We start from the raw sequence: 18,066 nt of genomic DNA on the forward strand, positions 1-18,066 counted from the left end.
TCCCCGTGAGCGTTGGCGTCAGCCCCACCGCCACGCCGGCGCGCAAGAAGCGCCTCGGCGTCATCGGATCGTTCGTGTGGGATGTGCTCCACGGGCGCGACAAGCGCAGTGTGCCCATCGAAGAGTGGGGCGGTATCACCTATTCGCTTTCGGCGCTCGACGCGGCGCTGACCGACGCGTGGGAGATCGTGCCGCTGGCCATGGTCGGCAACGACCTCGTGGACAAGGCGCAGCTCTATTGCCGGGGCCTGCGCCGCATGGCCCCGGATGCGGCGCTGATCGGTGTGCCCTACCCCAACAATCGCGTCGAACTGCGCTACCTCGACGACGAACGGCGCAGCGAGCATCTCACGGGTGGAGTGCCCGGCTGGACGTGGCTGGGGCTCAAGCCAGTGCTCGATGCGGCCCATCTCGACGCGCTCTACATCAACCTGCTGAGCGGCTGGGAGCTGGACCTCGAAACGGCGCAGCTCATTCGCCAGCACTTCACGGGGCCGATCTACTGCGACCTGCACATGCTGGTGATGGCCGTACAGGCCGACGGGCTCCGGACGCCGCGCCCGCTGCCGGATGTCGCGGCCTGGTGCGGCTGTTTTGACGTGCTGCAGGTCAACGAAGACGAGATGCACCTGATGGCGCCCGACGCCATGGCACTGGCCGCCACGGCCATGGCCGCGGGGGTCTCGATCCTGTGCGTGACGCTCGGCAAGCGCGGCGCCGCCTACTTCGCCGCGCCCGGTGTGGAGACGCTGCACGACCGCGCGCCCCACAAACATCACAACGCTGCGCTGTCCACATCACCGCGGGGCGGGACCAGTGCGTTCGGGGCGATTCGCACGGCGCTCATTCCCGGTGTCGCGCCGCGCATCGATGGGCCCGGCGATCCGACCGGGTGTGGTGATGTGTGGGGCGCCACCCATTTCTCGCGACTGCTTGCGGGTGATAAGTTGACGGATGCCATGGCGGCCGCGAATCGGGCCGCCTCACGCAATGTCGAACATCGCGGGGCCACCGGCCTTGCGAATCACCTCCGCGGAGAGCTCAGCACCACGTGACGACCGTCATCAGCGTGCCGCCCTCGCTCGACGAGCAGTCGTTCGAGCAGGTGATCGAGCAGCTGGCCCCGTTGCCCGAGGATGAAAAGATCCTCGTGGACGCGCGCCATGCACGCTGGGCCTCGCCATATGGCCTCACCGCCCTGCTGTGCGTCGCGCAATCGCGTCAGCAGCTGATGGGCTTTGCGGTGCCGGAGAACCCCGACACCGTGTCGTACTGGTCGCGCACGGGGTTTTTCCGCTACGCCGCCGAGCTGTACGAAATGCACGGGCATGTGCCGCGGGCGCGCGAGGCGCACGAGAGTGACGTGCTCCTCGAGATCACGCCGATCGTGAAGAGCGACGACGTGCACGGCGTGGTGGGGCGCATTCAGCAGAAGGCCGCTGACATCCTGCACGGCCAGCTCAATCTCGATACCGCCGTGACCGGATCGTTCGGCATGACGCTCAGTGAGTCGTGCCAGAACATCGTGGAGCACGCCGGCTTGGGTGGCTGGGTCGCCGTGCAGACGTACAAGTACACGCGCCGCCTGGGCCGCCGGGTGGTCGTGATCGCGGTCTGCGATGCCGGTATGGGCTTCCGGAAATCGCTCGAAAGCTCACCGAGCCATCGCCACAGCGATCGATGGGATGACGGCATGGCGCTCGAGGATGCGGTGCTGCGCGCCGTCTCGCGTTTCCGACACGGCGACAAGGGGCGCGGCCAGGGTCTCGCCGGGATTCGCCGGTTCATCGGGCGTTGGAGCGGCAAGCTAAGCGTGCGCAGTGGCACCGCGCGCATCGCCGTCACACCCGAGTGGGATGAAGACGTGCCACTCCAGGAGAACCTGCCGTTCTTCCCGGGGTCGCAGATGCAGATCATCATCCCCGAACGCATCGGCGATTCGCCGGTGAAGGCGCGGGGCGCGCTCGCGGCCTCGCCGCGGTCGTGGAGCGTGCGATGAGGCACGAGCCATGAGCGTGCTGATCGATGTGGGCACCGTCCTCAAGGGCACGGTGTGCGATCTCTATTCGAACCTGGTGACGCGACCGACCGGCGCCGCCGTGCGCACCGCCATCGAGCGTCAGGTGGTGGAGATCGGCTCGCCGGTCGTCACCACGATCGACTTCTCGCAGGTGAACCTGCTCGATTTCTCCTGCGCCGACGAGATCGTGGCGAAGCTCCTGCTCCGCTACACCAGCGATGATGCGCCGCCGGGATATCTCACCTTCCGCGGCATCCACGAGGGCCACATCGACCCGATCGAGACGGTGCTCGAGCGGCACGGGCTCGCGTTGGTGAGTTGGCATGAAGGGGAGGCCGAGCTGTTCGGCTATGTGGACGACGACGAACGCGATCACTGGCTCGCCGTGCGCGAGCATGGCCCGGTGCGCCTCGAGGACGTGGCCCGCGTGCTGGCCCGGGATGTCGCCGAGAGCCACGCCTGTCTCGATCGGCTCACCCGTCGCCGGCTCGTGATGGCGCGGGACGATGGATACGCCATTCCGGGCTCGGTCCGGGGTGTCACATGACCGGGCCCGGCAAGCCGGGGCGCCCGGGGGGCAAACTCGGCGTCTTCACCGGGCTCTCCCCGGCCATGCAGGTGGTGGGCTTCATCAGCACGCGCCCCGGTGACCCGGAACGGGGGCCGCTCGTGCGCATGCGGGCCGATGACGCCCTCATTCGTCTCGTGACTCCCGGCGATTTGGTGCGTGTGGTAACCGAGCGCCGGTCCGAGATCGCGGTGCTCGAGGTCGACGACACGGTCCCCCGCGGCGGCTGCGTCCTGCGCGATGTGGTGGGGGCGTCGCTCTCCGAGATCGTTCGCATCGTCAAGGTCGATACCGATTCCCGCACCCGTCCCCGTGCCTGAGACGCTGTCACGCCGACTCGCCGCCCTGGAGGGCGCCGAGTCGGCTCTCGTGCTCGCGAGCGGCATGGCTGCCACCGCGTGCACCATGCTGGCGCTGCTGCGTTCGGGGGATCATCTCGTGGCCGGAACCTGGCTGCGCCCCGACACGCGGCGTTTCTGCGAACAGGCCCTGCCGGCGCTGGGGGTACAGGTCACCTTTGTCGATCCGCTCGAGGGGCGCGCGTGGCGCCGGGGGCTCACGAAAACCACCCGGGCGCTCTTTGTGGAGACGCCGGTCCTGGCCACCACGCGGGTGGTGGACCTTCGCGCTCCCCGTATGCTGGCGCAGGAGCTCGGGCTCGCGCTCATCGTGGACGCCACGGCGGCCACGCCCATCAACTGCACGCCGATCGCGCTGGGCGCCGACGTCGTGATTCACGATGCGCGCCACCTGCTGGCCGGTGATGATCGTGCCGAGATCGGCGTGGCCTGCGGGACGGAGTCGCTCATCGACGAGGTCCGGGCGCAGATGCAGCTGTGGGGGGCGGTGCCACACCCGTCGGCCGTGGCGACCCTCGCGCAAGGCGTGAGCACCCTCGATGTCCGCATCCGTCGTCAGAATGCGAATGCGCAGGCGGTGGCGGAATGGGCGACGCACTCCCCCGCCGTGTCGTCGGTCCTGTGGCCGGGATCGGCCACCCACCCCGATCACGCGCTCGCCGCCGAGCAACTGCACGGCTTCGGCTCCACGGTGGTGCTGACCCTCACCGATGCCGATCTCGCGCGGCGCGCCGTCGGGGCGCCCGAGAGCAACGGCGATGGCGCACTCACAACGCACATCGTGGCCGGCGAGACGCCGACGCAGATCCGCGTGGTCGTCGGTGTGGAATCGGCCGATGCGGCGCTGGCGTGGCTCGCCACGCGCCTCCCCTGATCGCCTTTCAGATCACGGCATGTCTGGCATTCTTCGCGTCTCCAACGTTTCCAAGGACTACCCGCGCTCGGGCCATGCCCTGCGCAACGTGTCCTTCGAGATGAACAAGGGGGAGTTTGTCTTTCTCGTGGGCCACAGCGGCGCGGGGAAGACGACGCTGCTCCGCATGCTCTCCATGGAGGAGCGCCCGTCGAGCGGCGAAGTGCGCGTCTCCGGCTACTCCAGCGCCTCCATCAAGAAGCGCGAGATCCCCCACCTGCGCCGCCGGCTGGGAATCGTATTCCAGGACTTCCGGCTGCTCCCCGATCGCACCGCCGAACAGAACGTTGCGTTCGCGCTCGAAGTCACCGGCGCGTCGCACGGACAGATCGGCAACAAGGTGGCGCGACTCCTCACGCAGGTGGGGCTGGCCTCCAAGGCCACCGCGTATCCGCACGAACTCTCTGGCGGTGAGCAGCAGCGGGTGGCAATCGCCCGGGCGCTCGCCAACGACCCCTTCCTGCTCCTCGCCGACGAACCCACCGGCAATCTCGATGACCGGGCGACACACGCCATCTACCTCCTGCTCCGCGAAATCAATGCGCGCGGCACGGCCGTGCTGATGGCGTCGCACGACATCAGCATGATTGAGCGCTCGGGGCAGCGGTTCATCGAACTCGACAAGGGCGAGCTGGTCTTCGACGGGACCGACGTGGCGCGCCTGAAGGCCGACATGCGGGCCAAGCGATGAAGCGGGAGCCCCGGTCATGAGACTTGCCTTCCGCGAGCTGCTGCTCGCCTTCAAGCGCGCGCCGCTGTTGTCGCTGCTGGGCGTCGTCACCATCGGCTTTTCGCTGTTCGCCTTCGGGCTGTTCGGGCTGGTGGCGCTCAACATTCAGAGCGCGCTCCGCAGCGTGGAAGATCGCGTCGAGATTCGCGCCTTCCTGATGGATGGCACCAAGGATGCCCAGGTCGACGAGTTGATGCGCGGCGTGGCCAAGGTGCCCGAAGTCGCCGACATCGGCTATGTCACCCCCGACTCGGCGCTGATTCGCGCCAAATCCGAACTCGAAGAGTTCCGCGACGTGATGGACGGCGCCATGCTCCCGGCCTCGGTGGAGATCCGGCTGCGCGAGGGAAAGCGTGACCCGGCCACCGTGCAGGCGGTGTCGCGCCGGCTGCAGACGTATCCGATCGTGGAAGAAGTACGCTACGGCCGCGAGTGGGTGGAAAAGCTGTACAAGATCCGCACCGTGGCCGGCATTGCCGCGACCGTGCTGGGGAGTGTGTTCGCGTTCGTGGCGGTGATCATCATTGGCTCCACCATTCGCATGTCGATCCTGGCGCGCACGCGCGAGATCGAGATCATGCGGCTGGTCGGGGCCACCAACTGGTTCGTGCGGCTGCCGTATCTGCTCGACGGGCTCTTCAAGGGGATCGCCGGTGGCATACTGGCGGTGGGTCTGACCTACGTGACCAGCCAGCTCGTGACCCGCCTGCTCATGAAGGCCGAGTTCTTCCACGCGAACCAGATCGCGCTGGGGATCTTGGCCGGCGGCGTGCTGGGCTTCATCGGCAGCTGGCTGTCGGTCGGACGCCACCTGCGTCAGGTCTGGCGCGACGCATGATGGGGCGGCGGTACTGGCGGTTGTGCTGCCGTGCCCTGCTCTGTGCGCTGCCGGTGACGGCCCGCGCCCAGGCCGGTGGTGCCCAGCCCCCCGCGCAGACCGCCGAGCAGCGCCTGCGGGCGCAGCAGGATGAACTGGCGCGTCTTCGCCGCGAGCGCAGCGATCTTGAAGAAAAGATGAACGAGCTCCAGCGGAGCGCGCGCACCCTGGCCGATGAGGTGAACAACCTCGAGGCGCAGCGCCAGACGACGCGCCGGCTCGTGCAGGCCCTCGATCAGCAGCTCGAAACGATCAATGACGAAGTGGCGCGCGCCGGCAAGGGGCTGGTCCAGGCTGAGCAGGAGCTCACCGACAAGCGCTCGGGGCTCCAGCGGCGCATGGTGGAGATCTACAAGCGCGGCAGCCTGTACGATGTGGAAGCCATGCTCTCCGCGCAGAGCTTTGCCAACCTGGTGGCGCGCTACAAGTACCTGCACGAGTTGGCGCTCCACGACCGCGGCATGGTGCGGCGCGTGGAGGGGCTGCGCGACAAGATCATCAAGCAGCGCCTGCTGCTCGTGCAGCTGCAGGACGAAGTCGAGCGCAACCGCCAGGAGAAGGCGCGCGAAGCGAGTCGGCTGGCCAACCTCGAGAACCGGCGGCAGGCGAGCCTCACGCAGGTGCAGCGGAGCGCCGCCCAAACACGCGAGCGGCTGCAGCAGCTGGCGCGCGACGAATCCCGCATTGCGAGCGTGCTGGCGAATCTCGAAACGGCCCGTCGCCGCGCCGAGATGACGCCCAATGCGCGCCCGGCCGCGCCCAGTACGATTCGGACCAGTGACCTGGGCAAGCTCGATTGGCCGGTGGACGGGGGCGTGCTCTATCGCTTCGGGCGCGTGATCAACCCGAACAACACCACGACGCGCTGGAACGGCATGGGGATCAGCGCCAACACGGGCACGCCGGTGCGCTCCATCGCCGCCGGTGAGGTGGTGCTGGCCGACAACGTGGGCACCTACGGCCCCACCGTGATCGTGCAACACGGCGGCGGCGACTACTCGGTGTACGGCTCGCTCGCCCGGATCGACGTGAAGAAGGGGCAGCAGATCGCCAAGGGCGCGGTGGTGGGCACCGTGGGCGCGACCGACCCCGACTTGCCGCCGCATCTCCACTTCGAGATCCGCCCCAAGGGGCGCGCCGTCGATCCGCTCGAGTGGCTGCGGGCGCAGCGGTAGCCTTCAGGCCCTTCGTGGCCCTTTGCCGGTCGTTCAGTAGTTTTCGCGCATGCCTGCCAAGAAAGCCGCACCCAAGCCCGCCGCCAAGAAGCCGTCCACCCGCAAAGCCCCCAGCCCCAAGGCGCCGCCGATTGATGCGCCGATTGTGGTGGATGCGGGTGACCATACGAAGGACCGTGCCCCGCTGGGGGCGCACGTCTCCATCGCCGGTGGGACATGGGAAGCCGCGGCGCGGGCGCGCGAAATCAGTGCGACCGGTTCGCAGATCTTCACCAAGCAGGCCAACCGCTGGCTCGAGCGCGATATCGAGGCGGACGAAGCGGACCGCTACACGACCGCGATGACAGCGACCACCGTGCGGTGGACCTGCGCGCACGATTCATATCTGATCAATCTCGCCTCGCCCGATGCGGCGCTGCGTGAGCGCTCCATCGAAAGCTTCCGCGCCGAGTTGCGGCGCTGCCATGCGCTGGGTCTCGACGCACTCGTGTCGCACCCCGGCAACTACATGGACGACCGCGCGAGTGGGCTCGCGCGCAACGCGGACGGCATCACGCAGGCACTCGAAGCCGAGCCGGGGCCAACGCGGCTCCTCATGGAGCTCACCGCTGGGCAGGGCACCGTGCTTGGCTCCACGTTCGAGGAGATGGCCGACCTGCTCGCACGCATCCCGGCGCATCTCCGCGGGCGTGTGGGCGTCTGCCTCGACACCGCGCACATCTGGGCGGCAGGCTACGACCTCGTAACCGACTACGACGGCGTCTGGGCGCAGTTCGGCGACAGGCTGGGCTTCGAGACCCTTGGCTGCCTGCACCTCAACGACTCGAAGGCCAAACTGGGCTCGCACCTCGATCGCCATGAGCTGATCGCCGAAGGGACGATTGGTGGCGAGGCGTTCCGTCGCATCATGACCGACGAGCGCCTGGCACACATCCCCAAGGTCATCGAGACCCCCAAAGGCGATGCGCCCGCCGAAACCGACGGGCGCATGCTGGCGCTCCTGCGACGCTACGCGGCGGGCTGACCCGCCGCGGCGCGACGCGGCTTAGTACAGCACCTTGTACACGAGGGCAATGTTGCGCCCCGGGTTGTACGCAAAGCGCTTGATGCGGCTGGTCGCGTCGCGATACGCCTCATCGAGCGCATTGTCCACGCGCAGCGTGAGCGAGTGCACTTGGCGCCCCATCACGGTGAGCAGGTACGACGCGCTCAGATCCACCAGCGTATAGGCGGCGGTAGCGACATCGAGCTCGTCGTTGGTCACGCGGTCCTGCTTGAAGACCCGACGCACATCACCACCGAAGCTCAGCTTGCCGTCGTCGTAGCGGAGCGAGCCGCCGAGACGGCCGGCCGGAATGAACGGCAGGACGTCGTTGGAGCCCCGGATGCTGGCGCGCGTGTAGTCGCCCATCGCGCCACCCACCAGCTTGCCCACGAGCTTCGTTTCGAACTGCCCCTCGATGCCGGCCAGCTGCGCATTGCGGCCGGTGAAGGTCACCTTGGGCACCTGGTTGCCGTCCACATTCTCGGTGCCGTTCGCGACCGGCGTGATGTAGTTGTCGATCCGATTGAGATAGACGCCGAGGCTACCGAACGACTTGGCGTTCTGCACGCGAATGGCCGACTCGAGGCCGGTGGCCTTCTCGGCCTTGAGGTCGTCGTTGCCGACGTCGAAGGTGCCGACCGCGGCGTGGTAGCCATTGGCGTAGAGCTCCTCGACTGCCGGCGCGCGGAAACCGCGGGACGCATTGGCGGTGAACGAGACGCCGTCGGCGACGGGCAGGCTCAGACCGATGGAGCTGGCCAGGTTATTGAACGAACGCGAGACGGGGCCGCCAAAGCGGGCCGCCTCGTCGCCCGGCTTGGTATCGATGGAGAAGCGATCGAGGCGCGCGCCCAGCTGCAGTTTGGGGCTGCGCTGGCCGCTCGTGAGCGCGAGCTCCTGGTAGACAAAGGCGGCGACGTTGTCGTTGTTGGCAGCCGGCGTGAACGCCTCATCGCCCGTAGGCTGATACTGCCGGAAGAGCCCCTGCAGGCCGATGGCACCGGTGGCGCGCCCCACCTGCGTGCGCGCCGTGATGTTCGTGGTCTGCGTATTCAGGCGGAAGCGCGTGCCGATGGCGCCGTCTTCCTCGATTTCCGCATGGTTATACCACTGCACCGTCTGATCCACCCGTACGCTCGGCAGTGCGGCGAGGCCGGTGTGGAAGGTGCCCTGCAGCGCCGTGGAGCGACGCACGCCATCGATGCGCACCGCTTCGTCGCCGGCGGCGTACGGCAGCCCATAGTTGAAGTCCATCTGGCGATAGACCACGCCGACCTGCGCGTGCGGCCCGACGTAGCCCGCCCCCACGGTACCGTTCTGCGTGTTGCCGTTGGTGTTGTCCTGCGTCGCGCCACCACCGACCCGCATGTTGGAGAAGTCACGCGCACCGCCACGCATCGTGAAGGCGAAGCGCTCGTTCACCGGCACCGTGACGCCGGCGTTCACGACGCCGCCCGGGGTGGCCGTCTCACCCTGGCCCAGCACGTAGCCGCTGAACCGCGACGGAATGGTGGTCGGGATATCCGACGAGATCACGTTCACCACACCACCCAGCGCGTTGTTGCCGTAGAGCAGCGACGCCGGTCCGCGAATCACTTCGATACGCTCGGCGCTGCTCGGATCGACGGCGTTCATGTGGTCGGCCGCCGCGCTCGAGAGATCACCGGCGCGGTCGCCATCCTGCAGCACGAGCACGCGCTCGCCGGTGAGGCCGCGAATGACCGGCGTGGCGGCCATCGGACCGTTGAAGCGCGTCGCCATGCCCGGCTCCTTGGCGAGCGTGGTGCCGATGGAGGTGCTGAGGGAGCGCTGCAATTCCTTGCCCGAGAGCTGCACCGTGGCCTGCGTGACATCGAGCGGGTCGGTGCCGGTGGGCGTGGCCGTAACGTTCACGCTGGACAAGCGGACCGTGGTGACGCGCATGACGATCGACACGCGCACGTCGGGGCCATTCGACGGCACCGTGATCACCTGGTGCGCACTCGAGTAGCCGATGCGAATGAGGTCGAGGTGATAGGTCCCGGCCGGCAACCCCTTGAAAACGAACTCGCCGCGCTCGTCGGTGAGGGCGCTGCGGTTGGCGCCGCTCACGACGACCTGCACGTTGGCGAGCGGGGCGCCGGCGGTGTCCTTCACGACACCGATGACGGTGGCTTCAAACGGCACGGCGGGGCGCGGCGTTGATGCGACGGCCGACAGGGGGCGGGTCTGTGCCGAAACAGCGGTCGCGCTCAGGCTGACGCCGAGCAGCAGGACCGCGTGCTGATAAACACGCATGGAATTCCTCGGGAGATGTTGACGAACAGCTCAACGCCGTCCGATGACGGCGGAGCAGACCACAGGATCAGCCGAGGCGCGACGGCGGGGCGCGCGAGGAGGCGTGGGGGAGGCGCGGTGCCGCGGCGGGCGCACAGGTGGCCGCGACCGGCGCGGACTGCGCCGCCAGCGCCGACGGCAGCGGCATGACGCTGGCCGGACGCGCCTGCACGTTCGTGGCAATCGCGCACAGCAGGCAATCGTCGCCGTGCACCATGGCGCAGCCGGTGGCCCCCTGCGCTTCCACATGGGCGTACGGCGTGCGCTGATCCGCGCGCCACGCATCCGCCACGGCGGCCGCAGCGGGCGCAAACACCTGCAGGCACGCCAGCGCAAAGAGCAGCTGGCGCGCCCAGTCCCGCCCGTGGCGGCTCAGGGTGCGTGCGAGAACGGTCATCGGATCGGCGGGAAACTCTCCATTCCGGGAATGAAACGCAACGGTTGCGCAGCAGGCGATGCGATTTCGGTGGTAACCCCACAGTGGCCTTGGTGTTGCCCGGCGCTTGAGCGCGACGTCTTGCTCAGACACATTTCAGGTTTCGGTGGAACGGCGCCCGAACGGCTGCCGAAGCCGGAAAACGTATTCCTTCGCTCCCGCCAGTCACGCGGTCCCGCCCCGATCGGGGGTCGGGAGCCGCTCTCCGCTTTCCATGAGGGTCGCACGCATGGCGACACAGATCTCCCCGACGCCCGCGCGCTCGAGCGCCGACGGACTCGCCCCGCAGGGCATTCACCCGCAGGGCCAGGTGCACTGGAACCTCGTCGCGCCCGAACTGATCGAGAATGCCGCGCGCCGTCAGGAGGGGGTGCTCGCCGACATGGGCCCCTTCGTGGCCGTCACCTCGCCGCACACGGGCCGTTCGCCGAACGACAAGTTCGTGGTGAAGGAGCCGAACAGCGAAGCCGATGTGGATTGGGGCAAGGTCAACCAGCCGATCGCGCCCGAGCACTGGGCCGCGCTCAAGGCCGATGTGCAGGCGTACCTGAACAACCGCCCCGAACTGTTCGTGCAGGACCTGTACTGCGGCGCCGATCCGGGCACGCGCCTGTCGGTGCGCTACATCCTGCCCAACGCATGGCATGCGGCGTTCGTGCGGAACATGTTCATCCGGCCGGCGCTGGAAGAGCTCGCGTCGTTTGCGCCCAACTTCACGGTGTATCACGCCCCTGAGTTCCAGGCCGAACCGGCGAAGCACGGCACGCGCACCGGCACGTTCATCGTGCTCAACCTCGCCGAGCGCGCCATCCTGATCGGCGGGACGCGTTACGCCGGTGAGCTCAAGAAGGCGATGTTCACCGTCATGAACTACCTCCTGCCCAAGCAGGGGATCCTCTCGATGCACTGCTCGGCAAACATCGGCAAGGGCGGCGACACGGCACTCTTCTTCGGCCTCTCGGGCACCGGCAAGACGACGCTCTCGGCCGATCCGGAGCGCAACCTGATCGGCGATGACGAGCATGGCTGGAGCCCCGACGGCACCTTCAACTTTGAAGGCGGCTGCTACGCCAAGGTGATCAACCTCTCGGCGGAGAACGAGCCCGACATCTTCCAGACGACGCAGATGTTCGGCACCATCCTCGAGAACGTGGTGCTGCATGAGCCGGCCCGCACGGTCGACTTTGCGAACCAGAGCATCACGGAGAACACCCGCGCGTCGTACCCGCTGCACTACATCAAGAACCACGTGCCGAACGGCCGTGGCGGGCATCCCAAGAACGTGGTGTTCCTGACCGCCGACGCGTTCGGCGTGCTGCCCCCGATCGCCAAGCTCACCCCCGAGCAGGCGATGTACTATTTCCTCTCGGGCTACACCGCCAAGGTCGCCGGCACCGAGCGTGGCGTGACCGAGCCGCAGGCCACCTTCTCGGCCTGCTTCGGCGCCGTGTTCCTGGTGTGGCACCCGACCAAGTACGCCGAGATGCTCGGCCAGCTGCTCAAGCAGCATGGCTCGCAGGTCTGGCTGGTGAACACCGGCTGGAGTGGCGGCCCGTACGGGGTGGGCAACCGCATGAAGCTGTCGTACACGCGCGCCATGGTGCGCGCCGCCCTCAATGGCTCGCTGGCAGGGGCGCAGTACAGCACCGATCCGATCTTCGGGCTGCACATCCCAGGGAGCGTGGCGGGCGTGCCGAGCGAAGTGCTCGACCCGCGCCGCACCTGGAGCGACGGGGCGGCGTACGACACGCAGGCGTCGAAGCTCGCCGAGATGTTCCGGGAGAACATCAAGAAGTTCGGCAGCGCCGTCTCGAACGAGATTCTGGGCGCCGGTCCGCGCTAAGCGCCAGCCCCAAACGCACGAAGGCCGCGATGAACACGCTGTTCATCGCGGCCTTCGCATTTCGTTCCGCCGTTACTTGAGGCGCACCGTCTCGAGGTAGATGTCGCGCCCTTCGCGCGCCACGAGATAGATCAGGCCATCGGGGCCGAAGCCCGCAATCTGGCGACCACCCGGGAGCTTCACGCGCTCGATCAGCTTGCCCTCGCGGTTCACCACGTCGTACACCTGCGGCGGCTGGTTCATGAGTGCGGCCATCATGGCCAACGGCACGCCGCCACGCCCACCGGTGGTGTCGCGCGGCGCGGCGGGTGCCCCCGCCGGCGCCCCGCCAGTGGCCGGCGGGCCGCCGCGGTTGCCACGGTCACCACCAGCCGGCGGCCCACCCGCCGGCGGACCACCACCCGGAGGACCACCCCCCGGCGGGCCGCCGAAGCCACCGCGACCCATGCCCCCGCCCATCATCGGATTCATCTGCGCGGCCAGCTGCGCCGAGAGGCTCGACGTCGTCGGCAGTACCCAGAGATTCCCGTTGCGGTCGGCGATGCTCGACCCCTGCCGCACCGGCGGATAGAAGTCGGGCAACTTCTCGGCCGCGATCGGCTCGACGATCATGCGCGGCGCGCCGTTGTTGTTGTTACCGCGGTTCATGAACGCGTTGGCCATCGACTTGAGCGAGTCCACCAGCTTGGACTTGTCCTCGTCGGTGATCTGCTTCCAGTCGTACGGCAGCTTCTCCGAGGCGATGTGCTTGCCCTCGGGCGTGTAGTAGTCGACGTGATAGTCGAGCACGCGCATGACCGCCACCGTGCCATCCGACAGCAGCGCCCAGTCGTCGGCCTGCGGCAGCGGATTGATCTTCATCGTGAAGCGCATCTGCCCGTCTTCACCACGCGTCATCTGCGTTTCGTTCTTCGGGACCTTCACGAACGTGATCGTGTCCGCCTTGCGCGTATCGAAGTCCACGCGAACGATCGGGACCGAATCCGGCTGATTGCCAGGATTGAAGCCGCGGCCGCCGGGACCACCCGGGCCACCACCAAAGCCGCCCTGCCCGCCCTGGCCACCGCCAAAGCCACCGCCGCCGAAACCGCCGCCAAAACCGCCGTCACCGCCGCGCCCCTGCTGCTGGCCGCCGCGATTCTGACCGCCCTGCTGGCCTCCCTGACCACCCGGATTGCCACCGCGGCCGCCACGATTGTTGTCGCCGCCGCCGAAGAGCATCCCCATGCCGCCACCGCCACCGGAATTGCCTTGGCGATAGTACATGCGCCCCTTCGCGTCGAACGCGTTGGTGCCGAGGTTGATCGTGGAGAGCGTGTTGATGTCGTTGGTTCGCGGCGAGGCCATCACGCGCACCGTCTTGCCGTCCTTGTTGAGCACCACCAGCGACATCGTGGACGGATCCACGACCAGGGTGGTGTCGCCCAGGAAAGGCATCAGGCCGATCGGCCGCTGCCCGTACGGCATGAGCGCGCCGGGCGCGGTATCGGCCACCACGGCCACGCGCTTGAGGTTCGCGTCGAGCTTGAGCAGCTGGCGCTTGCCGGCGTCGTTCACGAAGACCGAGCCGTCAGAGAGCGTGCGCAGCATGCTCACGCCACCGAGTGGCTTGTCGCTCCGCGCGAGGACCGGGGTGGTCTCGCGCAGGGGAATGGCCGGCGCCGCCGGCTTGGGCGCCGCGTTCTGCGCCTCGAGTACCGCCGGCGCAGCCAGAAGCAGCGCGCCAGCGGAGAAGACTCGCGAGTTCATGCGGGAAGACCTCGTCGGTCGAAGAGTCGAAAAATCAGAAGGAAGCGTCATGGTCAGCGCATCCCGCCGCCGAAGCCACCACCGGCGAAGCGGTTGTTGCCGGCCGTTCCCGAGCGCAGACCGGTCAGCGAGCGCTTGTCGAGGAAGTTCACCACCGTCGTCGGCAGGATCCGGATCTGGGCCGGCGTCAGCATCTGGCGGATCCCCGGCGCGATCGCGATGAGGATATCGATCGACTGCTCACGCGCCTTCTTGTAGCGGTGATACGCGTCGTCGTGGTTGTAGCGATCGGGCAGCTCGGAGAGGAACTTCGCCACCGGCGTCCAGATGCTGTCGCTCTTGAGGATGTACAGGCGATTGAGCGTCGCCAGGCTGTCGGCCTGCTTGCGGGTCAGCTTGAGCGTATCCGCCTGCTGCAGCAGCTGCTGCATCGGGTTGATCAGCCCCACGTTCGCCGTCCCACGCAGTTGCTGCAGGCTCGGCTTGTTGCCGGACCGGGTGCGCCCACGATCGAGCTGCTGCAGGAGCTGCTGCTGCTCGCGCGTCGGCCCCACGTCCCACCGCAGCTGCGCCGTGATCGCGGTGGGGTTGGCGCGGATCGTCGTCTGCTGCGGGCGCGTCGAGCCGAAGCGCTCGTTCACTTCGTACTTGAAGCTGTTGGTGACCGGGTCAAAGCCACGCACGTACAGCAGGCGGCCGTCCGGCGCCGGGTTCGAGCCCCAGCCCTTGAGGTTGTCGTCGCCGTTGATCAGGCGATCGAGCCCGTTGAGCGGATTCGCGATCTGCAGCGAGAGATTCGCGCGCTGCGGGAGCCCGATCTTGAGCGAGTTGAAGTTGATGTTCAGGTTGCCGGACATCGTCCAGGGCCCCTGACACGAGTTGCGCGCCGCAAAGCCGCCCATCTGGCTGCGGAGGCAGCTCACCGCTTCCTTGGTACCCGTCGCCAGCAGGTTGTTCAGACCGGCCTGCAGGGTCGGATCGCTGACCTTGGTCGGATCGAAGACGAACGCCCGGTCGTTGCCGTAGCTGTCGCCGTTGATGTCCTGATTGACCGTCGGCGTGTAGTTGATCCCCGAGCGGAAGTTGCCGCCCCACTGCACGCGCACCGCGTCGAAGAAGTTGTAGCTGAGCGAGTACTGGATCTGATGCCGGGCGAAGTTCGTCCCTCGCGACCACTCGGTGCCCAACGGCAGCCCCACGGTGCTGTTGAAGCCGAGGTACTCTTCGCGCACGTCGGCCAGCACGTAGGACACGTTCCAGCTCCACTGCGAATTGAACTGGAGCGGGCGCAGGCTGAAGGTCAGCTGCCGACTCTCCGACTCGAGATTCGACGTCTGCTGCGTCACGCGGCCGTAGGCGTCCACCTTGCGGGCCTGGCGCCAGGCGATCTGGCCCGTCGTGGGCACGATGGCGGTCGGCGTCACGTAGACCGGGCGGTTGCCTTCATTCGCCAGCGTGAACCCCTGGATGCCCGGGAAGTTCATGTCCACGAAGCCCTGCTGGAACTGATTGCGCGAATAGGTCGCGTCGATCGTCGCCGTGAGGCGGTTCTTCAGAATGGCGCCCGACCACGACAGGTTCGAGCGCAGGGCCCGCTGCGCGAGATAGTCCTGCGAGAAGAGCGTGACGTTCGGCGTGGAGGCCGAGAAGATGGTGCCGTTCGTGCCGTCGGCGCAGGCGCTCGGGATGTTGGTCGTGTTGGCCGCGTACTGCGTCCAGTTCGGGATCGGCGTCGCCGCACCGATGCAGTTGAGCTGCAGCGGGGCGTTCGGCAGACCGGTGTTGTCGATGGCGTTCGACATGAGCTGCGTGCCCGGCATGTTCTGGAACAGACCGATACCGCCGCGGATGACCGCCCGCGGGGCGCGGATCATGCCGGGGAGCAGCGCCATCTGGTCGGCCTGACCGAGCGTCCACGAGAAGCCGATGCGCGGGCTGACGTAGAGCTTGTTCGGGGCGTAGGCATTGTCCACGCCGAACTTGCTCTCCACATCCGCGTTGTACTGCGGCGCCCGGCCAAAGTGATTGCCGTCCACGCGCACACCGTACTGGACCTGCAGATCGTTGGTCGGGCGCCAGGCATCACCCAGCGACATTGCCCCCACGATCTGGTTGCCGGTCCGCGTGCGCGGCGTCAGCGTGCGGGTGAACGACGCCGGCTTGTTCGCCTGCAGATCCGCCAGTGAGTTGAAGCTGAACGTTCCCCACTCGTTGTTCGTGAAGTCCTGCGAGAACGCATCACGGCGCAGCTCGGTCGTGAGCTTTACGCGATGGCGGTTGCTCGCCGAGAACCAGGACAGCGTGTTGTTGAAGGCCAGCGAGGAGTTGCCGCTGCCCACGTTGAGGCTCGGCGAGCCGCCGAAGAGCAGGTTGCTCACCGACGCGGACCCGTCGCTGAGGTCGGAGTTCACCCGCACGATGCCCGACGGCAGCGTGAGGTACGGATCCGACTGGCTCTTGCTGGCGCTGTAGCCGAGCGTCGTTTCGGTGAAGAGGCCGCCCCAGCCGACCTGCCCGCTGTGCCGGAGCTGCGTGGAGCCGCTGTAGTTGAGACGCGTGCCATCACGCGACGGCGTGAAGAGGCTCGCCGCCCCGCCGCCGAAACCACCGAACCCGCCACCGGCACCGACCGGCGAGGTATTCGTGAAGTTCCCCGACGTGGTGAACGAGTACGTGCTGCCGCGCTTCGAATTCTGCGGCACATAGTCGAACTGGCTGAGGAGCGACCCACGGGACACGATGCGCTGCGACGAGTAGTCGCCCACCGTGACCGGGATGTTCGAGCTGCCCAGAATGTTCAGCAGGCGCGACACCGAGTCCGGCGAGACACCGGCCGTCTGGAATCCGATATCGTTGCCGCTCAGCAGCGTCTGCACATCCTGCATGCGGCGGTCGAACTGGAACGACCCATTGTAGAACGCGCGGTCGGCCTTGATCGGGCCACTGGCCGAGCCACCGAGCGACAGGTTGGTGTACTGCTGCCCGGTCGCGATCCCCGCCTTGTCGGCAAACTGGAGCGACGGGGCGATGAGATTGGAGCTCAGCGAGCGGCTGACGAAGTTCGAGCCCGAGCGGGTGCGCACCTGGAGCTGGCCACCGGAGAAGCCGCCACGCGACACATCGTAGGGCGCGGTGGCGAGCGACGTCGTCACCATCGCATCGCGCGGCAGGTTCGCGTCGCCGAAGTTCAGGCCGTTGAGCTGCGTGTTGTTCTGATCGCCGCCGAGGCCCAGCACCGAAAACTGGTCGGCCCCGCCGTCCGTGCCGACGAGCAGCTGGACACCGGGAATGGCCGACGCCATGGCAGCGAGATCGCCCATCTGCTCGGCGGAGAGCAGCGCCGCGACGTCATCACCCACCGTCTTTTCCGTGCCCGAGACGTCGGAGACCGTGTCGGAGCGCGACGCTGCCACGCGTTCCGTCACCTGCACCGCCGCGAGTTCGATCGCCGCCGGCGACAGGCGCGCATTGGCGATCAGGATTTCCTGATCGGCCGTGCGCTTGACCTGCATGCGACGCGGCGTGAGGCCGACCGACGAGAACGTCACCCAGTAGTCGCCTTCACCGCCCGGGAAGGAGATCGTGTACCGGCCGTTCTTGTCGGTGCGCGCCGTGCGACTGACGTTGCCGGTCAGGGTCGTGGCCGTCACGAGCACATTCGCGATCGGCAACGTGTCCGTCCCGGTCACGCGACCTCGAATGATGTCGACGTTCTGCGCGCTGGCGGTTGCTTGTCCTGCGACAAGCAGCGCCAGCACACAGACGAGGCGACGGATGACTGCGGAAAGTGAAGACATGAGTAGGCGGTCTTGCTGGTCACCAACGGAATCGAGCGCGGCCATCGCGCTGGAAATGCAGAGAAAGAGGGCGTGCGCCTTCTGGGGGTCATATGCGGAGCCGTGGCGATTCGTTGGGGCGGCGTTAAGACCCGCCGGCCCGATTCCGCCCGAAGCACCCACACGCCAGTGGTCGCGATACGGGTGCGGTTCGTCCCGATGGGTCCATTCAGGCGGTGACGACCCGGTGACAGCCCCA

14 protein-coding genes are annotated in these 18,066 nt (G+C 67.6%); 10 read left to right on the forward strand and 4 right to left on the reverse strand.

What is annotated here, in order from left to right:
* Nucleotides 1-5 precede the first annotated feature (5 nt).
* Genes K2R93_11960 through K2R93_12000 form a run of 9 tightly spaced genes read left to right on the forward strand, consistent with a single transcriptional unit; the run spans nucleotide 6 to nucleotide 7,666 of the window.
* The gene (locus tag K2R93_11960) at nucleotides 6-1,055 is read left to right on the forward strand and encodes a hypothetical protein (GenBank protein ID MBY0490547.1); all 1,050 of its coding nucleotides are present in this window, start codon (nucleotides 6-8) and stop codon (nucleotides 1,053-1,055) included.
* Nucleotides 1,052-1,999: an ATP-binding protein gene (locus tag K2R93_11965; protein MBY0490548.1), complete on the forward strand. Its 948-nt coding sequence runs from the start codon at nucleotides 1,052-1,054 to the stop codon at nucleotides 1,997-1,999. Before K2R93_11960 ends, K2R93_11965 begins: the two co-directional genes overlap by 4 nt.
* 10 nt (nucleotides 2,000-2,009) lie before the next feature.
* Nucleotides 2,010-2,567 carry a hypothetical protein gene (locus K2R93_11970; GenBank protein ID MBY0490549.1) on the forward strand — a complete coding sequence of 186 codons (558 nt, stop codon included), beginning with the start codon at nucleotides 2,010-2,012 and terminating at the stop codon, nucleotides 2,565-2,567.
* Nucleotides 2,564-2,908, forward strand: a complete 345-nt coding sequence (locus K2R93_11975; GenBank protein MBY0490550.1) for a hypothetical protein — start codon at nucleotides 2,564-2,566, stop codon at nucleotides 2,906-2,908. Before K2R93_11970 ends, K2R93_11975 begins: the two co-directional genes overlap by 4 nt.
* Nucleotides 2,901-3,821 carry a PLP-dependent aspartate aminotransferase family protein gene (locus K2R93_11980; GenBank protein ID MBY0490551.1) on the forward strand — a complete coding sequence of 307 codons (921 nt, stop codon included), beginning with the start codon at nucleotides 2,901-2,903 and terminating at the stop codon, nucleotides 3,819-3,821. Before K2R93_11975 ends, K2R93_11980 begins: the two co-directional genes overlap by 8 nt.
* Nucleotides 3,822-3,840: 19 nt before the next feature.
* A complete protein-coding gene (ftsE, locus tag K2R93_11985; protein MBY0490552.1) occupies nucleotides 3,841-4,551 on the forward strand; it encodes a cell division ATP-binding protein FtsE in 711 nt (236 codons plus the stop codon).
* Between the two features lie 16 nt (nucleotides 4,552-4,567).
* Nucleotides 4,568-5,428, forward strand: a complete 861-nt coding sequence (locus K2R93_11990; GenBank protein ID MBY0490553.1) for an ABC transporter permease — start codon at nucleotides 4,568-4,570, stop codon at nucleotides 5,426-5,428.
* Nucleotides 5,425-6,642 carry a peptidoglycan DD-metalloendopeptidase family protein gene (locus K2R93_11995; protein ID MBY0490554.1) on the forward strand — a complete coding sequence of 406 codons (1,218 nt, stop codon included), beginning with the start codon at nucleotides 5,425-5,427 and terminating at the stop codon, nucleotides 6,640-6,642. Before K2R93_11990 ends, K2R93_11995 begins: the two co-directional genes overlap by 4 nt.
* 49 nt (nucleotides 6,643-6,691) lie before the next feature.
* On the forward strand, nucleotides 6,692-7,666 hold the full coding sequence (locus K2R93_12000; GenBank protein MBY0490555.1) for a deoxyribonuclease IV: 975 nt from the start codon (nucleotides 6,692-6,694) through the stop codon (nucleotides 7,664-7,666).
* 21 nt (nucleotides 7,667-7,687) lie between these two features.
* On the opposite strand, the gene K2R93_12005 is transcribed toward K2R93_12000, so the two are convergent.
* Entirely contained in the window at nucleotides 7,688-9,964 is a 2,277-nt protein-coding gene (locus K2R93_12005) for a TonB-dependent receptor (protein MBY0490556.1), read from the reverse strand.
* A gap of 67 nt (nucleotides 9,965-10,031) precedes the next feature.
* The gene (locus K2R93_12010) at nucleotides 10,032-10,400 is read right to left on the reverse strand and encodes a hypothetical protein (protein MBY0490557.1); all 369 of its coding nucleotides are present in this window, start codon (nucleotides 10,398-10,400) and stop codon (nucleotides 10,032-10,034) included.
* A 268-nt stretch (nucleotides 10,401-10,668) separates the two neighbouring features.
* On the opposite strand from K2R93_12010, the gene pckA reads away from it, so the two are divergent.
* Entirely contained in the window at nucleotides 10,669-12,282 is a 1,614-nt protein-coding gene (gene pckA / locus K2R93_12015; GenBank protein ID MBY0490558.1) for a phosphoenolpyruvate carboxykinase (ATP), read from the forward strand.
* Between the two features lie 72 nt (nucleotides 12,283-12,354).
* Here pckA and K2R93_12020 read toward each other — a convergent pair whose 3' ends face one another.
* Complete coding sequence (locus tag K2R93_12020) at nucleotides 12,355-14,031, reverse strand: hypothetical protein (protein MBY0490559.1); 1,677 nt, start codon at nucleotides 14,029-14,031, stop codon at nucleotides 12,355-12,357.
* Nucleotides 14,032-14,084: 53 nt separating this feature from the next.
* Nucleotides 14,085-17,828: a carboxypeptidase-like regulatory domain-containing protein gene (locus K2R93_12025; GenBank protein MBY0490560.1), complete on the reverse strand. Its 3,744-nt coding sequence runs from the start codon at nucleotides 17,826-17,828 to the stop codon at nucleotides 14,085-14,087.
* Nucleotides 17,829-18,066: the final 238 nt, after the last annotated feature.

Source organism: Gemmatimonadaceae bacterium (assembly GCA_019752115.1).
Classification (GTDB): Bacteria; Gemmatimonadota; Gemmatimonadetes; order Gemmatimonadales; family Gemmatimonadaceae; genus Gemmatimonas.

Excerpts from the sequence above, each read along its gene's own strand:
- K2R93_11970 (MBY0490549.1), top strand. The coding sequence starts at position 2,010 with ATGAGCGTGCTGATCGATGTGGGCACCGTCCTCAAGGGCACGGTGTGC.
- K2R93_12000 (MBY0490555.1), top strand. The coding sequence starts at position 6,692 with ATGCCTGCCAAGAAAGCCGCACCCAAGCCCGCCGCCAAGAAGCCGTCC.
- K2R93_12010 (MBY0490557.1), bottom strand. The coding sequence starts at position 10,400 with ATGACCGTTCTCGCACGCACCCTGAGCCGCCACGGGCGGGACTGGGCG.
- K2R93_12005 (MBY0490556.1), bottom strand. The coding sequence starts at position 9,964 with ATGCGTGTTTATCAGCACGCGGTCCTGCTGCTCGGCGTCAGCCTGAGC.
- K2R93_12025 (MBY0490560.1), bottom strand. The coding sequence starts at position 17,828 with ATGTCTTCACTTTCCGCAGTCATCCGTCGCCTCGTCTGTGTGCTGGCG.
- K2R93_12020 (MBY0490559.1), bottom strand. The coding sequence starts at position 14,031 with ATGAACTCGCGAGTCTTCTCCGCTGGCGCGCTGCTTCTGGCTGCGCCG.
- K2R93_11995 (MBY0490554.1), top strand. The coding sequence starts at position 5,425 with ATGATGGGGCGGCGGTACTGGCGGTTGTGCTGCCGTGCCCTGCTCTGT.
- K2R93_11990 (MBY0490553.1), top strand. The coding sequence starts at position 4,568 with ATGAGACTTGCCTTCCGCGAGCTGCTGCTCGCCTTCAAGCGCGCGCCG.
- pckA (MBY0490558.1), top strand. The coding sequence starts at position 10,669 with ATGGCGACACAGATCTCCCCGACGCCCGCGCGCTCGAGCGCCGACGGA.
- K2R93_11975 (MBY0490550.1), top strand. The coding sequence starts at position 2,564 with ATGACCGGGCCCGGCAAGCCGGGGCGCCCGGGGGGCAAACTCGGCGTC.
- ftsE (MBY0490552.1), top strand. The coding sequence starts at position 3,841 with ATGTCTGGCATTCTTCGCGTCTCCAACGTTTCCAAGGACTACCCGCGC.